Genomic DNA, 17,461 nt, shown 5'->3' on the forward strand with positions numbered 1-17,461 from the left:
GGGGAGACGAGAATGAGAATTACTGAATTATTAAAAAAAGATACAATCATTCTTGATTTAAAAAGCACGTCAAAAGCTGATGTTATTGATGAATTAGTTGGAAAATTAGACGAAGCTGGTCGCTTAAGCGACCGAGCTGGCTATAAAGAAGCAATTTTGAATCGTGAATCTCAAAGCACAACGGGAATTGGGGAAGGCATTGCCATTCCGCATGCGAAAACAAGCTCGGTAAAAACACCGGCCATTGCATTTGGACGCTCAACAGAAGGTATCGATTATGAATCATTAGACGGACAGCCTGCGCACTTATTCTTCATGATTGCAGCGAGTGAAGGAGCGAATAATGCTCACTTAGAAACACTATCTCGTTTGTCTACGTTATTAATGGATGAATCGTTCCGAAAAACGTTGCTAACAGCATCATCAATTGATGAAGTCATTAAAGCAATTGATGATAAAGAAACTGAAAATGAAGCGCCGGAAGAGGAAGTAGATACAGCTTCAGATCAATTAGTGCTTGCTGTAACGGCTTGTCCAACGGGAATTGCCCACACATATATGGCAGCGGACAGCTTAAAAGCAAAAGCGAAAGACATGAATGTGACGCTCAAAGTTGAAACAAACGGTTCCAGCGGAGTTAAAAACGCGTTGACGAAGGAAGAAATTGAAAACGCTACCGCTATTATCGTTGCAGCGGACAAGCAAGTAGAAATGGAACGTTTTGCAGGTAAAAAAGTCATTCAAGTTCCAGTAGCTGAAGGAATTCGCAAGCCGGAAGAATTAATTAACCGCGCGTTAAAAGGAGACGCTCCTGTATACAGCGGCGGCGGTGGCAGCAAAGAAGGCGGAGAAAGTAAAGGATCAGAGCGTACAGGGTTTTACAAGCATCTAATGAGCGGTGTATCCGCAATGCTTCCGTTTGTTGTAGGGGGCGGGATCTTAATTGCCATTTCATTTATGTTTGGCATTCACTCAGCAGAGCCGAAAGATCCAACGTACAATGCATTTGCAGCGGCGCTAAAAACAATTGGCGGAGATAATGCATTCTTCTTACTAGTACCAGTACTAGCAGGGTTTATTGCAATGAGTATTGCTGATCGTCCTGGTTTAGCTCCCGGTATGGTGGCAGGTCTTTTAGCAGCTTCTGGCGGAGGCGGTTTCTTAGGTGGTTTAATCGCTGGTTTCTTAGCAGGTTATGTAGTAGTGGGGTTAAAGAAATTATTCAGCGGTTTACCGCAAGCGCTTGATGGAATTAAGCCAGTTCTTCTTTATCCGCTATTTGGGATTTTTATCTCAGGATTGATTATGCTTTATGTTGTAAATGAGCCAGTTAGTGCAATTAACAAAGGATTAACGCACTGGTTAAGTGGATTTGGTACAGGTAACTTAGTATTATTAGGTATTATCTTAGGCGGTATGATGGCGATTGATATGGGTGGTCCTATTAATAAAGCAGCCTTTACATTTGGTATTGCAATGATTGATGCTGGAAACTATGCACCACACGCAGCGATTATGGCAGGCGGTATGGTTCCACCATTAGGTATGGCTATTGCGACAACTTTGTTCAAAAACAAATTTACTCGCCAAGAGCGCGAAACAGGTAAAACGTGTTATGTAATGGGTCTTTCATTTATCACAGAAGGTGCGATTCCATTCGCAGCAGCTGACCCAGGACGTGTGATTCCCGCATCGGTTATCGGTGCTGCAGTAGCAGGTGCTTTAACAATGATGTTCCACATCGGTTTACCAGCGCCACACGGCGGCGTATTCGTTATCGGAATTGTACAAGGAAATCCTCTTTTATATGCACTAGCAATTTTAATTGGTGCAATTGTAACAGCGGTCCTTGTAGGTGTATTAAAAAAGCCAAAAGCAGAATAACAAATAAAGACTGATTTTACATGATGTAAAATCAGTCTTTTTGTGTTTTTGTGGTAGACATTTGTTCTTTATGAGAGTACAATTACGGTAGTATTCCTTTAATTTTTAGAAAAGTTAGATAGATAAGCTTTTCTACTTGATAAAATATGGTACAATAATCGAATATTAAAAACAAAGTAAGGAAGTGTCTCAAACATGAAGGTTGCGAAGTTTGGCGGGAGTTCAGTTGCAAGCGCAGAGAAATTTAAACAGGTTGCGCATATTGTAACGTCTGATAAAGAGAGAAAGCTGGTGGTTGTATCAGCTCCGGGCAAGCGATACGGAGAAGATACAAAAATGACAGATTTGCTAATCGCACTTTCTGCCAAAATACAGCTTGGAGAAGATTACGTCGATGAGTTTGGGCAAGTAATTGATCGCTATCGTGAAATCGTTGTGGACTTGTCTATCCCAGAAACGATTATTACTGACATTATTACGAATTTACAATCACTTATTGATTTACATAAAAACGATCCATTTCGCTTATTAGACTGTCTAAAAGCAAGTGGAGAAGATAATAACGCAAAGGTAATGGCTGCTTATTTAAACCATTTAGGGTTTGAAGCTCATTATGTAAATCCAAAAGAAGCAGGTATTTTTGTTTCTGATGAACCCGGAAGAGCAAGAGTGCTCCCACTGTCTTATGAAAAATTGCCGAAGCTAAGAGAGCGTTCGGGTATTCTAGTGATCCCAGGATTCTTTGGCTACTCCGAAGAAGGGAACATGGTTACGTTCTCGCGCGGTGGTTCAGATATCACAGGCTCAATTGTAGCAGCGGGAGTAAAAGCTGATTTGTATGAAAACTTTACCGACGTAGATGCTATTTATAGCGTAGATCCAAGACTTGTGGAAAAGCCTCATGAAATGAAAGAGGTAACATACAGAGAAATGCGTGAACTATCCTATGCAGGTTTTTCTGTCTTCCATGATGAAGCGCTAGAGCCGGTTTATAAACTAGGCATTCCTGTATGTGTAAAGAATACAAATAATCCTGAAGCAAAGGGTACATTCATTGTAGCTGAGCGTCCTCACGGAGATACGCCGGTGGTTGGAATCGCTGGGGACAAAGGTTTTTGCAACATTCACGTGAGCAAATACTTATTAAACCGTGAAATTGGTTTTGGCAGAAGATTGCTTGAAATTTTAGAGGATGAAGGTATTTCATACGAACATACCCCTTCAGGAATTGATAATATCTCTGTCATCATGCGCGAGCATCAGCTTACGCCAGATGTGGAAAAGCGTGTATTTGCTCGAATTGAAAAAGAACTTGAAGTGGATGAAATCTTTATTGAACGTGATCTTGCTATGGTTATGGTAGTAGGAGAAGGAATGAATAGCACAGTAGGAATTGCTGCAAAAGCTACAGAAGCTTTTGCTCGTGCTGAAGTGAATCTTGAAATGATCAACCAAGGTTCTTCTGAGGTGAGCATGATGTTTGGTGTGAAAGCAGATGCTTTAGACCGTGCTGTTCAAGCTCTATACAATACGTATTTTAACAGCATGTACAGTATTTCTTATTCGAATATAAAATAAACAAGACGAAAAACCCCGCTTTCTTTTTAGAGAGCGGGGTTTTCTAGTGAAGGCGTATAAAAATCAAATTTGTGGACATAAAGGGAAGGAAGAGTGAAGTCAAAGGAGGAAATACAGTGAAGAAACGACCCTTTTTCATATTCTTTTCCCTTATAGGTATTAGCGTACTTTCAGCATGCCACAATGATGATGCAGCACCGGCAAAAGAAGCTCAAAATAAACAAGGTGTGACGAATGGCGGAACGCCGATGAGCTATGATAATCAAAGCGAAAACACATCTTTTAACTTTTCAAAATTTGATTTAGAAGTAGACTATAAGGGGCTCAACAATGATTATGAAGCCGACTACGAAAATGAAAATGATGAGATAGAAGCCAAAGTGGATGATAATATTAACGATGAGCACTTGAACGGAGACAAAGCTTTTAATAAATTATCTTCAAAATTTAAAAAGTTAAATTTTGATCAGCGCACCCCCGATGAAGATGTAAAAAAGGAAGTAATCGATGCGTTTGGCCTAAAAAAAGATTTTCAGTCGTTTGAATTAGAAGTTCGTTTTTCAAACGGAACGGAAAAAGAATACAACTTTAAACAAAAGTAAGACGTTAAAGCAAAATATTTTAGTTGAAGGAAAATCCGAACGATGAATTGAGGTTCTTCATTAAGAATCCAACTCGTTCGGATTTTTTCATTGGTAAGGTGAACGTATGTCTCAATCTTATTTTTGATGTCTAAAAAAAGGAAAATAGTGAAAGGATGGTGATAAATAAGAAAAAGGAGGAATTACGGATGCAAAAGTTAATAATGAACGGATGTGTAGTCTTTGTTCTGTTATTGTTAGGAGCATGCAGCATGGTAAAAGAGCAAAATAATGCTCATGAAAACCACTTGAAAACAGAGGAAGCGAAAGAAACAAGCGAAGTATCGGTAGAACCTGTTAAAGTGGATTTAACGAATACATCGGGCAAAAAAGTAGGAGAGGCTACCCTGTCAGAAGCAAAGAACGGCGTGCAAATTAAATTAACTGCTCAAGGTCTTTCACCGGGAAGACATGGATTTCATATTCATGAAATAGGAAAATGTGAGGTGCCGGATTTTAAAACAGCGGGTGCCCATTTTAATCCTTTTAAACGTGAACACGGTTTTAAAAATACAAAAGGCCCGCATGCAGGTGATTTGCCCAATCTAGAAGTTGCTCCAAATGGCAAAGTAGATACAGAAATTTTTGCTTCTCTTGTCACGCTGCAAGAAGGAAAGCCGAATTCTCTTTTGGATATGGATGGATCGGCATTAGTGATACATGATAAAGTCGACGATTACACAACGGATCCTTCAGGAAACTCAGGAGATCGGATTGTTTGTGGAGTGATTACAAAATAAGCCAAAAAGCTGTGAAATCATTCACGGCTTTTTTATTTCAGTAACGAGCGTCTTCTAAATTGCGGTGAGCTTCTTTTTTTTGCACAATAGAAGAAAGAGCAAAGAAGGTGAAAACATGCATAAGCAAGTTGTCGTAATAGGCGGAGGAGTAGGTGGGTTAACAGCGGGAGCGCTTTTAGCTAAACTTGACTATGAAGTGACGGTTTTAGAAGCTTCTCGAGAATGGGGAGGCTGTGCAGGGAAATTTCAGCGCCATTTGTATACGTTTCCTGTTGGAGCGACGCTTGGAATGGGATTTGAGCACGGAGGGATACATGAGCGAATCGGCATGTACCTTGGCCTAGAAATTGAAAAGGTTTCTCTTGAGAAAATCATGAAAGTTCATCTTCCTCATCGTACACTGATTTATTATCAAGACCGGTATCAGCATATTTCCTATCTTCAAAAACAATTTCCTCATAAAGCAAAAAATATTAGGAGCTTTTATGAAAATGTTTTTAGAATTGCAAAAGAAATTCGCAAGCTTATGCAGTCTCTGCCGGTTCTTCCTCCTCTGACAGTCGGTGAGTGGAGCAGGCTGGTAAGTTCGTTGAATTTTGGTTCTGTGAAGCTGTTGCCTTATTTTCATCAATCGTTTAGTTATTTACTAAAAAAACACAGCTTGTTAGACGAAGCGGACTTTCTTCATTTTGTTGATGGTCAATTAATAGACAGCATGCAGACAACGAGTGAGAACTGTTCAATGCTTATTGGATGTTTAGCGTTGGATATTTATCACGAAGGAGCTTTTTATGTGAATGGCGGCTTATACAAAGTCGCAGAAGCGCTGCAAAAATCGATTAAAGCCAACGGAGGAAAAACGACTCTAGGAAGGAAAGTAGTAAAGATAGAGCGTGATAATGACGGGTGGATCGTGCATGATCATAGAGGTAACCGTTACCGTGCATCAGACGTTGTATGCAACGCCCCGGTTCAAAGCTTAAAGTCTTTGCTGCATGATGAAGATTACCAACATATTCATAAGCGGGCAAAAGAAAAAAGCGAGCTTCCGCAGTGGGGAACGTTTTCGATGTATTTTGCCATTGATGAAAGAGATCTGCCGCAAAAGGTAGAGTTGTTTCAGCAAGTACTTCAATCCGAACAAGGGGAAATGACAGAAGGAAATCATTTATTTATCTCAGTCTCTCATCCTGATGATCGTTTTCGAGCGCCTGAAGGCAAGCGTACAATTACAGCGTCTACTCACATTGATCTTAGCAAGTGGAGTAACAAAGAAGCCTATGACCTTCAAAAACAAGTTCTTGAGAAAAAAATGGTAGCAGGCATTAAAACCATTATTCCTAGCATTGAAAAAGCAGAGCATCAAATTTCGGGAGCTCCTAAAGCATGGGAAAGGTTCACTTCTCGCCCAAACGGCGGAGTGGGAGGCTTTCCGCAAACGTTAGATCATGCCTTGTTCAACAGCATTTCGCATCGATCTGGCTTACAAGGACTGTGGTTATGCGGAGATACAGTGTTTCCAGGAGCGGGAACTATAGGCGTATCGGTAAGCGGCTATCATGTGTTTCAAAGTATAACGTCTCACCGCCATACGTTACCTTAACATTTCTTACATACAAACTACTATTGTTCATACCATTAAAAACACCGGCCCCATTACCATAGGGCCGGTGTTTTCAGGAGAGAAACAGCTTCCACCACTTCCGTTTTCGCTTCATATCAGCAGCGGCGGTTTGTCTAAAGGTTTGGACGAAATCACTAAACATCTCTTCGCGTTCAGCTACGCTTTGACGATGAAGCTTACGTTCTTTCTCCATTTCTTTTAAATAATAGACTCGTTCCTCATTCATTGAATCAATTAAATCACGAAGCTCTTCTGTCGTATTAGTTGAAGAATTATTTAATTTTTCAACCATAAATTTTACTTGATTCATCGCAACGGTGGAGTTGCTTGAGAATCGGTCTAATAAATACTGCATTTCTTTAGAGGATTCATCCGCATTCTCCATGACATCTTTCATGAACAGGCGCATATCCTCGGTTTTCTCTTCAGCGATTGTTGAATAATCTTCAATCAAAGAAGTGACTTCATCAAACGATTTTTCGTTAGAACGGATAATTTTTTTAGACATATTTTCTACATCTCTTGCGCTGCGTTCTGAAGACTCAGAAATGTATGCCCCGACCGACTCCACCATTTCTACAGTTTGGGTAGCACTTTTTTCAAGCTCTCTTTTTACTTCTCCGACAATTTCTTCGCGAACTTCATTTCGCATACCTTCTCGCATTTCTTTTAACAAATCAGCTTTAAATGTATCAAGTACCTCAAACACATCTTCATAGCGGCGAACAGCTTCTACTAATTCCCCTTGAAGCAGTTCTTTTTCATTCACAACAAGGTCGTTTGGTTTTGGCTCTTCAATAGAAGCAGAAATAGCCTGCTTTTCTTCTTCAGTAGCTAATCGTGCTTCAGGTATAGGAGGGGTCTTCTCTTGCTTATTTTCTGAAATGCTTTCCTGCTTTTCAGCAGCTTTTTTCTTTTCTTGCTTTATTTGTTTGTTGGAATGTTCTTGAAAATCAATGACGTTTTCTTTTTTAGAAGTTTTCAACTTTGCTGGTTCCTCTTCTTTTGAAACCGCTGCCTCTGATTCCATCACTAAATGCTCCTGTTCTTCTTGTTCCTTTATCAGCAGCTGAACATATTCTTTGACTTCATCTAACGTACATTGTTCATCAAACAGCTGTTTAATATCATTAAATAATTCAATTTGTTCCTCTGTATAGACACGAGCCCCATCTACTCGTTCAATTGTTAAATAGCTGCCCAATAATTTTTCCCATTGTTTTAGCGTTTTCTTTTCTACCTCTAATTGATCACTTACTTTTTTAATTGTATATGTCTCCATCATTTTTCATTTCCTCCCTTATCTATTTTCATCCAACTATGTAATGGATTATTTGTTGTATGTTGTATTCACCATATCTTCACTTGTTTTCCTGCTAGGTGACAAAGGTTGTCAAAACTAGACGACATTAGCCTTCTATGTAAAGAAAACGCATATTTTGTAAAAAAATGTACAGAAATGCGCAAATGGCAAAAATGGAAAATATAAAAGAAAAGGAGAGTATAGAAAACAGTTGACGGGAAAAAATGAATCCTATAAGATAAGTTTAAATGTTTAAGTTCTTAAACATATAAACATAAGGAGTGAACACTATGTCACAGCATTATGCGCTCATCACCGGTGCGTCGGGAGGAATAGGTAAAGAGTTAGCTTATCAATTCGCAAAGGATGGGCATCCTGTAATTTTAGTTGCCAGAAGCGCTGATAAACTAACAGCGATTGGAGAGAATTTAAAATCTACTTATAATATTGAAGTGATAACGGTTGTTAAGGATTTATCAAGAGAAGAAGAGATACAGTCATTATATGAAGAACTTAAAAATAAAAAAATGCACGTTGATTATTTAGTGAACAATGCTGGTTTTGGACTATACGGCAAATTTATTGAAACAGCTTTAGATGAAGAGTTAAACATGATTGATTTAAATATTCGAGCATTAACTCATTTAACAAAATTATTTTTACCGGATATGGTCAAAAGAAATCGCGGAAAAATTTTAAACATTGCATCTGTTGCTGCATTTATGCCAGGTCCGCTTATGACGGTATATTACGCAACGAAAGCGTACGTGTTATCTTTCACAGAGGCCCTTGAAAATGAATTAAAAGGTACCAATGTAACGGTAAGTGCTCTATGCCCGGGTCCAACTAAAACTGGTTTTAGCGACCGAGCCCAGCTAAGCAACTCCAAGCTTTTTCAAAGCGGTGCAATGGATGTAGAAACAGTAACGAAAGTTGGCTATAAAAAATTTATGAAAGGGCAGACGGTTATCGTACCAGGAGTACAGTTTCATCTTGCTACGTTCATCCCGCGCTTCGTGCCAAGAAAGTGGCTTACATCCGTTGTCCGAAGAACACAAGAAATTAAATAAAGGAGAATATATATGAGTGAAAAAGCAGTCGAGTTATTTCGTGCCAGCATTCCTGTTTTTCAGGCTCTAAGTGATTCAGCAAGACAAGATATTATTTTGCTGCTCGCCGAAAAAGAGCCTTTAACCGTTAATGAGATTGCAAACGAGTCTACTCTATCACGACCGGCAATTTCTCATCATTTAAAAATTTTACGCGATCAAAAGCTTGTGCAAATTGAGCAAAAAGGGACGCAGAGATATTATTCACTAGCTTTAAGTGAGGCAGTTGAGCTATTAAAAAGCTTGCTTGCTACAGTTGAAGCCGAATGTTTATAGGGAGATGAAAGAGATGAACCACGAGCGATTTTATATCACAGATGAAACGGTCATTGAACATATTGTCTCTACACAAAAGCAGTATTTCTATGCGCAAAAGACAAAGAGTATCAACAGCCGTATTCAAGCGCTGAATAAGCTAAGAGACGCAGTCAAACAAAACGAGCAGAGAATTATGGATGCTTTAAAACAAGATTTAAATAAATCTGAAGTAGAGGCCTACACGTCGGAAATTGGGATTTTACTAGAGGAAATTCGATTTACGCTTAAACATTTAGCAAAATGGATGAAGCCTAAAAAAGTAAAAACCGCTTTAACACATGTGGGCTCTAAAGGGAAAATTGTTCCTGAACCGTATGGAGTCGCGTTAATTATTGCTCCGTGGAACTATCCGTTTCAATTAGCACTGTCTCCTTTAGTAGGAGCGATTGCCGCTGGAAACACGGCGATTATAAAACCTTCTGAATTAACGCCTAGCGTATCTCGCGTTATACAAGAATTACTAGCTGAAGCTTTTGACCCAGCATTTGTGACGGTGGTTGAAGGGGCTGTAGACACTACAAGTCTGCTTTTAAAACAGCCCGTTGATTATATTTTCTTTACGGGAAGTGTAAATGTAGGGAAAATTATTATGCAAGAAGCAGGGAAGCAGCTTATTCCCGTCACGCTTGAGCTAGGCGGAAAAAGTCCGTGCATTGTACATGAAGACGCAAACCTAGATCTTGCAGCGAAGCGAATTATGTTTGGTAAAGGGATGAATGCAGGCCAAACGTGCGTTGCTCCTGATTATTTGCTCGTGCATAAAAAGGTAAAAGCGCAGCTTGTAGAGAAACTTCGCGAAGCGATTTCTCAATTTTACGGTAGTAATCCGCTTGAAAGCGACCGCTATGGCCGTATTGTCAGTGAGCGCCATTTTACTCGGCTAGTTGAGTTTTTAAAAGACGGAAATGCTATAGTTGGAGGCGGGTACAATAAAAACACGCTAACAATAGAACCTACGGTGTTAAGTGAAGTAAGCTGGACCTCAGATGTCATGCAAGAAGAAATCTTTGGGCCTATTCTTCCTATGATTGAATATGAAACACTAGACGAAGTCATTCATAAAGTTCAAGAAAAAGCTAAGCCGTTAGCTCTTTACTTATTTACAGAAAGTGAAGATGTGCAAAACGCCATAACGGAGCGTCTTTCATTTGGAGGAGGCTGTATAAACGATACGCTTATGCATATCGCTACGCCATATTTACCGTTTGGCGGAGTGGGAGAAAGCGGCACGGGTCAATATCATGGAAAAGACAGCTTTCAGACATTTACTCATTTTAAAAGCATGCTGTCTCAAACAACCAAGTTTGATTTGTCATTCCGCTATCCTTCGGAAAAACAAAGCTTGAAAATGATCAAAAAATTACTGAAATAAAAGAGCCTCCTGATAGGAGGCTTTTTCGTTATTTTGAAAGTGAAAGCTGAGAAAGCGGCCATTTTTCTTGGGTATATGCCATTTCCCAAAATAAATACTCGAGTTCACAGCTTTTGATGAAGTGATCTTTCATACGGTTACGTTCTTCTTCAGTCGCTTGTTCGGCGAGTTCATCGAGCTTGTTACAAAACCATTGTGTTGTGCCATTCATTTCTTCATTATTATAAAACTGAATCCATTCATAAAAAGGATGAGAAGGAGATGGATTTACTTGTTCTGTAATGCGCTGCCCAATTTCAACGTACGTCCATGGACATGGAAGAAGCACTGCAATGATTTCTGCTAAGCTGCCTGTATGCGCAACGCTTGTCATATGGTTAATGTAGTGGCTGGCTGTCGGTGAAAGCGTCTCAGTGTGAAGGTCTTCATAACGTACGCCTGCTACTTCACAAAAATTATTGTGAGGGTGTACTTCACTATGTAATACCGTAGAAATGCCGGCATTAAAGGCTTCCATTTCGGTACGCGTGCGGCATTTCGTTAAAGCAGCGCCGTAAATGCGAACAAATGCTGTTAAGTATTCGTAATCTTGAGAAACGTAGTGAATAAGCGCTTCTTTTGGCACGTTTCCTTCAGCAATTCCTTTAATAAAAGGATGGTTAAAAATGGCTTCGTAAATATAGTTTGCTTCTTGTCTTAATTGAGATGAAAATGACATCAAAATCCTCCTTTAATATGAGGAAGTCACAAACAAGCACATAAAGGAAATAAAAAACACTCCGTTTATAAACGGAGTGGCAAAGGACAGTAAAAAACTGAACATTGCCACTTTCCTACGCTGGTATGAGCCAGATCAGGTTCAAAGGGATCAAGAAAACTTGTCTCAGCCGGTGGGCACCCCTAGTGGACTTCCTATTAATCTATGTTTAACTTACCATATATTCTGAAAAATAGAAAGCGTTATGGGAAATTGTGTGCTAACCGCTTTTCTTTCTTAAAGAGGAAATTTCTTAAAGCTATTTTTAATCATTTTTGTTTAAAAATGCATATTTTTAGGGAAGAAGAGGTATTAATGAAGGGAAGAGCCGTTTTCGTCTCCGAAACACTCCCATATAAATAGAAGAAAGGAGAGAACAAAATGGCGAAATTTCGTTTGTATGCTGTATTAAATACAGTAGGCTTGGCTATTACACTGCTTGTGAATTATTTAGCAAATGCCATTCCAATAGGAGGCAAAACAACGGGAGAAGCTTCTGCGCAAGTTCCTACGTTGTTTACACCAGCGGGTTATGCCTTTGCTATCTGGGGCGTTATTTATTTATTATTAACCATTTGGGTTATACGCCAATTTTTTGCAAGAGAAGATCAAAAGGAAATATATGCACGTATCGGCATTTGGTTTTTTCTAAACTGTTTGTTAAATAGTGCGTGGATCTTTATTTTCCAAAACGATTACTATAAGTTATCTCTTTTAGTTATGCTCTTTATTCTAGGCACATTAATGATTGTATATTCCATTATTCAGCATTCTCGGATGACGACATGGTTTATGCGTCTGCCGATTTCGCTTTATCTTGGATGGATTTCTGTTGCGACTATTGTCAATGTGTTTGTCGTATTTCAAGCAAATGGAATACAGCATTTGCTTGGCCTGAGCGAGTTAGCATGGACGATTATTATGCTGCTGGTAGGAGCTGCGCTGGGCATTATGTTTACATTAAAAAACCGAGACGCTGTTTATCCGCTTGTTTTTATTTGGGCTTATATTGCCATTGCAGTGAAGCAAAGTGGAAATCAGCCAATTGTCATTACTGTCATCATTTCAGTTGTTTTATTAGCAATTGCCATTATTGTGGGATTGATTAAACGCTATAGACGTTTTTAAAAAGAAGCTCTAGCTTTTGTAAGCTAGAGCTTTTTATGATGCTCTTTTGATTGTAAAAAAGCAGCTGTAAAAGCAATTAAGCTAATTAAAATACCAAAAGGAACAACAATTGGTACGAATGATAAAATAAATGTCATAAGTGTAACCTCCATGTTGCATCGGTGCATAATGAAAAATTCAACTTTTTTAAATTGAAGTTCCGCTATTATAGTATGCTAGGCTTTATGTTTGGAGCCTATATGTTTAGAAATAAACGAAAAAGGCAACATACGTTACATACAGGTTGTATTAGGAGGAGTTAAAATGGAAACATATTTAGTCGCTTACACAGATAAAGATGATATGGAATATAAACAAGTGACGTGCGAGAGTTATGAAGATGCAGAGCGTACGGTCCTTCGTTTAGAGAGAGAAGGGCATATGCATATTGAAGAAATTTCAAATCAAGAAGCCTACCGGGGAGATGAATCATCGTACAGAGAATAAATTTTGAATAGAAACACCAACCTTAAAATGAAGAAGCAGCTGCTTCTTCATTTTTCTATTCTATATAGATATCGTTTTATAGAAAAAAGTAAAACGGGAATGATTTTCTTCTGCATTTATGGTACAGTACTAATCAGGTGAGTTTTGAGTTTAGAAGAGGAGAGAGTAACATTATATGAGTAAAGGAAATCAGTGGTCTTCACGCCTCGGTTTTATTTTAGCATCTGCTGGGGCAGCAATTGGTCTAGGAGCGATATGGAAGTTTCCATACGTAACGGGAACCAGTGGCGGTGGAGCGTTTTTTGCGTTGTTTATTTTATTTACGATTTTTATTGGATTGCCGCTTCTGTTGGCAGAATTTATCATTGGAAGACATACGGGAAAAGAAGCGATTAGTGCTTATAAGGCAATTGCTCCAAAATCCGCTTGGGTATGGATTGGCAGGCTGGGAGTACTAAGCTGTGTCGTTTTGCTTTCCTTTTACAGCGTCGTTGGCGGCTGGGTGATTTTATATACGATTATGAGCGTAACCGGTATGCTAAGCGGAAAAGAGTACGGCCCGTTGTTCAATGCCGTCATTAGCCAGCCTTATGTAGTATTAGGTGCGCAGGCGCTGTTTTTATTAATTACAGTGTTTGTTATTTCAAAAGGCGTACAAAAAGGAATAGAGCGTGCTAATAAATACATGATGCCGCTGTTATTTATTTGTTTTATCATTATCGTGGTGCGTTCTTTAACATTAGACGGAGCAATGGACGGAGTAAAGTTCTTTTTGAAACCAGATTTTTCAGCCATTACAGGGTCATCTGTTCTCTATGCGCTCGGTCAGTCGTTTTTCTCGCTTTGCGTGGGATTATCCTGCATGGTGACATATAGCTCTTATTTAGGGAAAAAAGTAAGCTTGACGCGTTCAGCTGGCACTATTGCTATTTTGAACTTGTTTGTTTCGCTGCTGGCGGGCTTGGCTATTTTTCCAGCCGTTTTTTCATTTGGATTAAAGCCAACTGAAGGACCTGGACTTTTGTTTGTGGTCTTGCCAACAGTATTTGAGAAAATGCCGTTTGGTACCGTCTTTTTAGCACTGTTTTTAATTTTATTTCTATTCGCTACGCTTACCTCTGCTTTCTCACTGCTGGAAATTATCGTAGCTGCTTTAACCAAAGACGATCAGACAAAACGAACTCGCTACGCTTCTTTATCAGGGATTCTTGTGTTTGTGGTAGGTATCCCATCAGCGCTTTCGTTTGGTGTACTAAAACATGTCTCACTTTTTGGCAGAAGTATATTTGACGTAGCTGACTTTTTTGTGAGCAACTTAATGCTGCCTCTTGGAAGTTTAGCCATTGCGATTTTTGTGACATTTAAAATGAAAAAAGAAGCCGTGTATGAAGAGTTTATTTCAGGAAGTACAAAAGGCGCTAAATTATTCAATGCATGGTTCTTTCTAGTTAAATACGTATTGCCTATTATAATTATAGTTGTTCTATTAAGCTTACTTGTTGCATATTAAATAGGCTGAGACAAAAAATATGTTAGTTGAAGAAAGCTCCGAACGATGAATCGTTCGGAGCTTTTTATTGTGATAGTGAAGGTAAGTTTAATCGATTTAATTGCTTCTAGCTGTTGATTGGAGCGCAAGACCAAGACTCCTGCGGGAAAAGCGGAACAGGTGAGACCCCGCAGGAGCGTAAGCAACGAGGAGGCTCACCGGCCGCCCGCGGAAAGCGAAGACTTGCACGGAAATCAACAGCGGTGTCACAAGCAATCCATACGAGCTCCTTTACGCCATTTGTTCGCCTTTGGATTGGAGCAATTTTTTATGTCTCAATCTTTTGTTTATTTTGCAAAAACGTGATTTCCGATCGTAATCGTAACCTGTTTTTGACGAAGCCATTGGTCGCTTGTTTTATCTGGATTAAAGAAGAATAACGAACCTTTTCCTTGACCTCTAAAAGCTAGTGCTTCATTTACAGCTTTTTTTGCGTCAGCATCCGCTGCTTTATTAATTTCACCGTTTTGTACAGGTGTAAACTGTGTACCTTGATAAATGACATCATGAATAGAGTTTGGGAAAGAATCGCTATCCACGCGGTTTAAAACGACTGTTGCTACAGCCACTTTGCCAGCGTAAGGTTCGCCTTTTGCTTCAGCTTGTACAAGGCGAGCTAACAATTCTTTATCACTTTCGCTAATAGAGTTAGGGATTGTTAATGTTTCATTTGCATTAATAGAGTCGGTAGATTTGTGATTCGCTTCTTTTAACTGTTTAACCGTAACGCCGTATTCAGCGCCAATCTTGTAAAGAGTCTCTCCGGCTTTTACGCGATGGGTTGTTTCAGCGGCATTTGCCCCGTGACTCATGCCGAACATAGGAACTGCTAGTGCTCCAATAATTGCTAGTTTCTTAAACATAAAGTAAGTACCTCCTGAAATCCTTTTGAACGCCCCTTTTATCACGGATCGGTGCGTGCTGTGCACCGAACTTTATATGTACGTTTCAAAGATTAACAGGTGTCAATACATCTTGTCACTGCTTAAAACATACCAATCTAGGAAGATATTATAATAGTTAACAGATAATTTGAAAAATACGTTGACTGATAATAAAGGAGTGAATTATAATGAACGAGTAAATAGTTAACCGTTTAACTGGAGAGATTTTATGGGAGAAAAGATAACGATTCGTGATGTAGCAAAGCATGCAGGGGTGTCTGCAGCTTCAGTATCTTACGTCTTAAACGGAATTAACAAAGTATCCGATGAAACAAAAGAGCGAATTTTAACAGCGGTAAAAGAATTAAACTACGAACCAAATTTAACCGCCGTTAGTCTTTCGAAACAAAAGTCAAATATGATTGGCGTTATGTTCCCGCTTACAGATGATTCACTTTCTACTATATTTAAAGATAACCATTATTACAGTGAAATGATTAGTGGAATTGAATATGTAATCCGTAAGCATGGTTATGATCTAGTCATATCTGGAGCGAGTAGCCCAGCTGATTGCCTAAAATGGATTCGAACGAGAAATATTGATGGTCTTCTGTTTTTAGGAGCCTTCCCGCATCGATTGTATGAGAAAATGAAAGCGTTATCGAATCCGATTGTGCTAGTAGATACATACGAAAGGTACGAACGCGATTATCATCATATTTCTGTAGACGATGAGTATGGAGGATATCTAGCTACAACACATTTAGTGAATTTGGGTCACAAAGAAATTGCCTTTGTTGCTCATCACCTCGTCAATAGTCCAGTGGATAAAAAGAGGTATATAGGCTACGAGAAAGCATTAAAAGAAGCGGGCATTACACCATCAAAGACGTTTGTTTTTGAAGTGAACGAAAGTTCGTTTGATAACGGTTACAATTTAGGGAACAAGCTGCTGCAAGATCATAAGGATATTCGGGCGGTTTTTGCATCCTCTGATACGCTGGCGCTTGGAATTATGAAAGCACTGCAAGAAAAGGGGAAAAAAATTCCGCAGGACTACTCAATCGTAGGGTTCGATGACATAACGTTTAGTAGCTATGCATCTCCAAGTCTAACAACCATTCGTCAAGATGTATTTAACAAAGGAGTCGTCGCCGCGACGTCTGTTATTCAAGCAATTGAGCACCGTTTCAGCACGCTGCAGCATGTGAAATTATCGGTTGAACTTATTATTCGAGATTCGACTGCTAAGCGCGGGTGAATCAGAGTAAGTTAACCGGTTAACCAAAGTTTAGCATTTATGAAAAAAGGGGATATAAGTTAGCATTCACAAAAAAAAGGGGATATGAAAATGATTAATGTTACAGTATGGAATGAAAATCGTCATGAACAGAAAAATCCGGTTGTAAGAGAAATTTACCCTGAAGGCATTCACGGTGCCATCGCTTCTTTTTTAGAAGAAGGAGGGTTTCGTACACACACCGCAACATTAGACGAAGTAGAACACGGGTTGACTGAAGAAGTATTAAATCAAACGGATGTTTTAGTATGGTGGGGTCATTTAGCACATGACGAAGTGAAAGATGACATCGTTGAGAAAGTAAAGCAGCGCGTGCTAGACGGTATGGGGCTTATTGTCTTACACTCAGGTCACTTTTCTAAAATTTTTAAAACGTTAATGGGCACAAGCTGCGACTTAAAATGGCGTGAAGCAGATGAAAAAGAGCGCTTGTGGGTAGTAGAACCGAGTCATCCGATTGTGGAAGGTATTGGTGAATTTATCGAGCTTGAGCGCGAAGAAATGTATGGAGAGCACTTTGATATTCCAGCACCTGATGAACTGATTTTCACGAGCTGGTTTGAAGGCGGAGAAATTTTCAGAAGCGGCTGCACGTACAAACGCGGAAACGGAAAAGTATTTTATTTCAGACCTGGACATGAAACATATCCAACATACCATAACAAAGACATTCAGCGTGTCATTATGAATGCTATTAAATGGGCGAAGCCAGCAGAGAGAAAACGTCCTGTTTACGGCAATGCGCAACCGCTTGAATCAATCGCTGTTAAAAACTAATTAATAATGCT

16 protein-coding genes and 1 riboswitch are annotated in these 17,461 nt (G+C 39.3%); of the genes, 13 read left to right on the forward strand and 3 right to left on the reverse strand.

The features are described 5' to 3' along the window. The first annotated feature begins 12 nt into the window (after nucleotides 1-12). From MKY06_RS10940 to MKY06_RS10960, 5 genes are all read left to right on the forward strand, one after another. Complete coding sequence (locus MKY06_RS10940) at nucleotides 13-1,884, forward strand: PTS fructose transporter subunit IIABC (protein ID WP_013056836.1); 1,872 nt, start codon at nucleotides 13-15, stop codon at nucleotides 1,882-1,884. Nucleotides 1,885-2,079: 195 nt separating this feature from the next. Next, entirely contained in the window at nucleotides 2,080-3,462 is a 1,383-nt protein-coding gene (locus MKY06_RS10945) for an aspartate kinase (RefSeq protein ID WP_013056837.1), read from the forward strand. A gap of 116 nt (nucleotides 3,463-3,578) precedes the next feature. Continuing rightward, nucleotides 3,579-4,064, forward strand: a complete 486-nt coding sequence (locus tag MKY06_RS10950) for a YusW family protein (RefSeq protein WP_013056838.1) — start codon at nucleotides 3,579-3,581, stop codon at nucleotides 4,062-4,064. A gap of 188 nt (nucleotides 4,065-4,252) precedes the next feature. Next, on the forward strand, nucleotides 4,253-4,843 hold the full coding sequence (locus tag MKY06_RS10955; protein ID WP_029321499.1) for a superoxide dismutase family protein: 591 nt from the start codon (nucleotides 4,253-4,255) through the stop codon (nucleotides 4,841-4,843). Between the two features lie 115 nt (nucleotides 4,844-4,958). Beyond that, entirely contained in the window at nucleotides 4,959-6,446 is a 1,488-nt protein-coding gene (locus MKY06_RS10960; protein ID WP_098449316.1) for an FAD-dependent oxidoreductase, read from the forward strand. A gap of 73 nt (nucleotides 6,447-6,519) precedes the next feature. On the opposite strand, the gene MKY06_RS10965 is transcribed toward MKY06_RS10960, so the two are convergent. Next, nucleotides 6,520-7,752, reverse strand: a complete 1,233-nt coding sequence (locus tag MKY06_RS10965; RefSeq protein WP_013056841.1) for a helix-turn-helix domain-containing protein — start codon at nucleotides 7,750-7,752, stop codon at nucleotides 6,520-6,522. Nucleotides 7,753-8,060: 308 nt separating this feature from the next. On the opposite strand from MKY06_RS10965, the gene MKY06_RS10970 reads away from it, so the two are divergent. The 3 genes from MKY06_RS10970 to MKY06_RS10980 are packed head-to-tail and all read left to right on the forward strand — an operon-like array spanning nucleotide 8,061 to nucleotide 10,569. Beyond that, nucleotides 8,061-8,840, forward strand: coding sequence for an SDR family NAD(P)-dependent oxidoreductase (locus MKY06_RS10970; protein ID WP_064471622.1), 780 nt, complete (start codon nucleotides 8,061-8,063; stop codon nucleotides 8,838-8,840). A 12-nt stretch (nucleotides 8,841-8,852) separates the two neighbouring features. Then, nucleotides 8,853-9,155 carry an ArsR/SmtB family transcription factor gene (locus tag MKY06_RS10975; RefSeq protein WP_013056843.1) on the forward strand — a complete coding sequence of 101 codons (303 nt, stop codon included), beginning with the start codon at nucleotides 8,853-8,855 and terminating at the stop codon, nucleotides 9,153-9,155. A 13-nt stretch (nucleotides 9,156-9,168) separates the two neighbouring features. Further along, on the forward strand, nucleotides 9,169-10,569 hold the full coding sequence (locus tag MKY06_RS10980) for an aldehyde dehydrogenase (RefSeq protein ID WP_013056844.1): 1,401 nt from the start codon (nucleotides 9,169-9,171) through the stop codon (nucleotides 10,567-10,569). A 28-nt stretch (nucleotides 10,570-10,597) separates the two neighbouring features. Here the strand turns inward: MKY06_RS10980 and tenA are convergent, their stop codons facing one another. Beyond that, the gene (gene tenA, locus MKY06_RS10985; RefSeq protein ID WP_013056845.1) at nucleotides 10,598-11,287 is read right to left on the reverse strand and encodes a thiaminase II; all 690 of its coding nucleotides are present in this window, start codon (nucleotides 11,285-11,287) and stop codon (nucleotides 10,598-10,600) included. A 95-nt stretch (nucleotides 11,288-11,382) separates the two neighbouring features. Beyond that, nucleotides 11,383-11,481, reverse strand: a riboswitch (TPP riboswitch). A gap of 226 nt (nucleotides 11,482-11,707) precedes the next feature. Here tenA and MKY06_RS10990 point away from each other — a divergent pair. The 3 genes from MKY06_RS10990 (at nucleotide 11,708) to MKY06_RS11000 (ending at nucleotide 14,450) form a co-directional block, all read left to right on the forward strand. After that, nucleotides 11,708-12,454 carry a TspO/MBR family protein gene (locus MKY06_RS10990; RefSeq protein ID WP_013056846.1) on the forward strand — a complete coding sequence of 249 codons (747 nt, stop codon included), beginning with the start codon at nucleotides 11,708-11,710 and terminating at the stop codon, nucleotides 12,452-12,454. A gap of 303 nt (nucleotides 12,455-12,757) precedes the next feature. Further along, nucleotides 12,758-12,940 (forward strand): hypothetical protein, encoded by a 183-nt coding sequence (locus MKY06_RS10995; protein ID WP_013056847.1) that lies wholly within the window; start codon nucleotides 12,758-12,760, stop codon nucleotides 12,938-12,940. Nucleotides 12,941-13,115: 175 nt separating this feature from the next. Next, nucleotides 13,116-14,450: a sodium-dependent transporter gene (locus MKY06_RS11000; protein WP_013056848.1), complete on the forward strand. Its 1,335-nt coding sequence runs from the start codon at nucleotides 13,116-13,118 to the stop codon at nucleotides 14,448-14,450. Between the two features lie 326 nt (nucleotides 14,451-14,776). Here the strand turns inward: MKY06_RS11000 and MKY06_RS11005 are convergent, their stop codons facing one another. After that, nucleotides 14,777-15,352 (reverse strand): cell wall hydrolase, encoded by a 576-nt coding sequence (locus MKY06_RS11005; protein WP_013056849.1) that lies wholly within the window; start codon nucleotides 15,350-15,352, stop codon nucleotides 14,777-14,779. Nucleotides 15,353-15,602: 250 nt separating this feature from the next. On the opposite strand from MKY06_RS11005, the gene MKY06_RS11010 reads away from it, so the two are divergent. Both MKY06_RS11010 and MKY06_RS11015 read left to right on the forward strand, forming a co-directional pair. Continuing rightward, complete coding sequence (locus MKY06_RS11010; RefSeq protein ID WP_029321510.1) at nucleotides 15,603-16,634, forward strand: LacI family DNA-binding transcriptional regulator; 1,032 nt, start codon at nucleotides 15,603-15,605, stop codon at nucleotides 16,632-16,634. A gap of 90 nt (nucleotides 16,635-16,724) precedes the next feature. Then, nucleotides 16,725-17,450 (forward strand): ThuA domain-containing protein, encoded by a 726-nt coding sequence (locus MKY06_RS11015; protein WP_013056851.1) that lies wholly within the window; start codon nucleotides 16,725-16,727, stop codon nucleotides 17,448-17,450. Nucleotides 17,451-17,461: the final 11 nt, after the last annotated feature.

The organism is Priestia sp. FSL P4-0332 (assembly GCF_038005845.1).
In the GTDB taxonomy this organism is placed as follows: domain Bacteria; phylum Bacillota; class Bacilli; order Bacillales; family Bacillaceae_H; genus Priestia.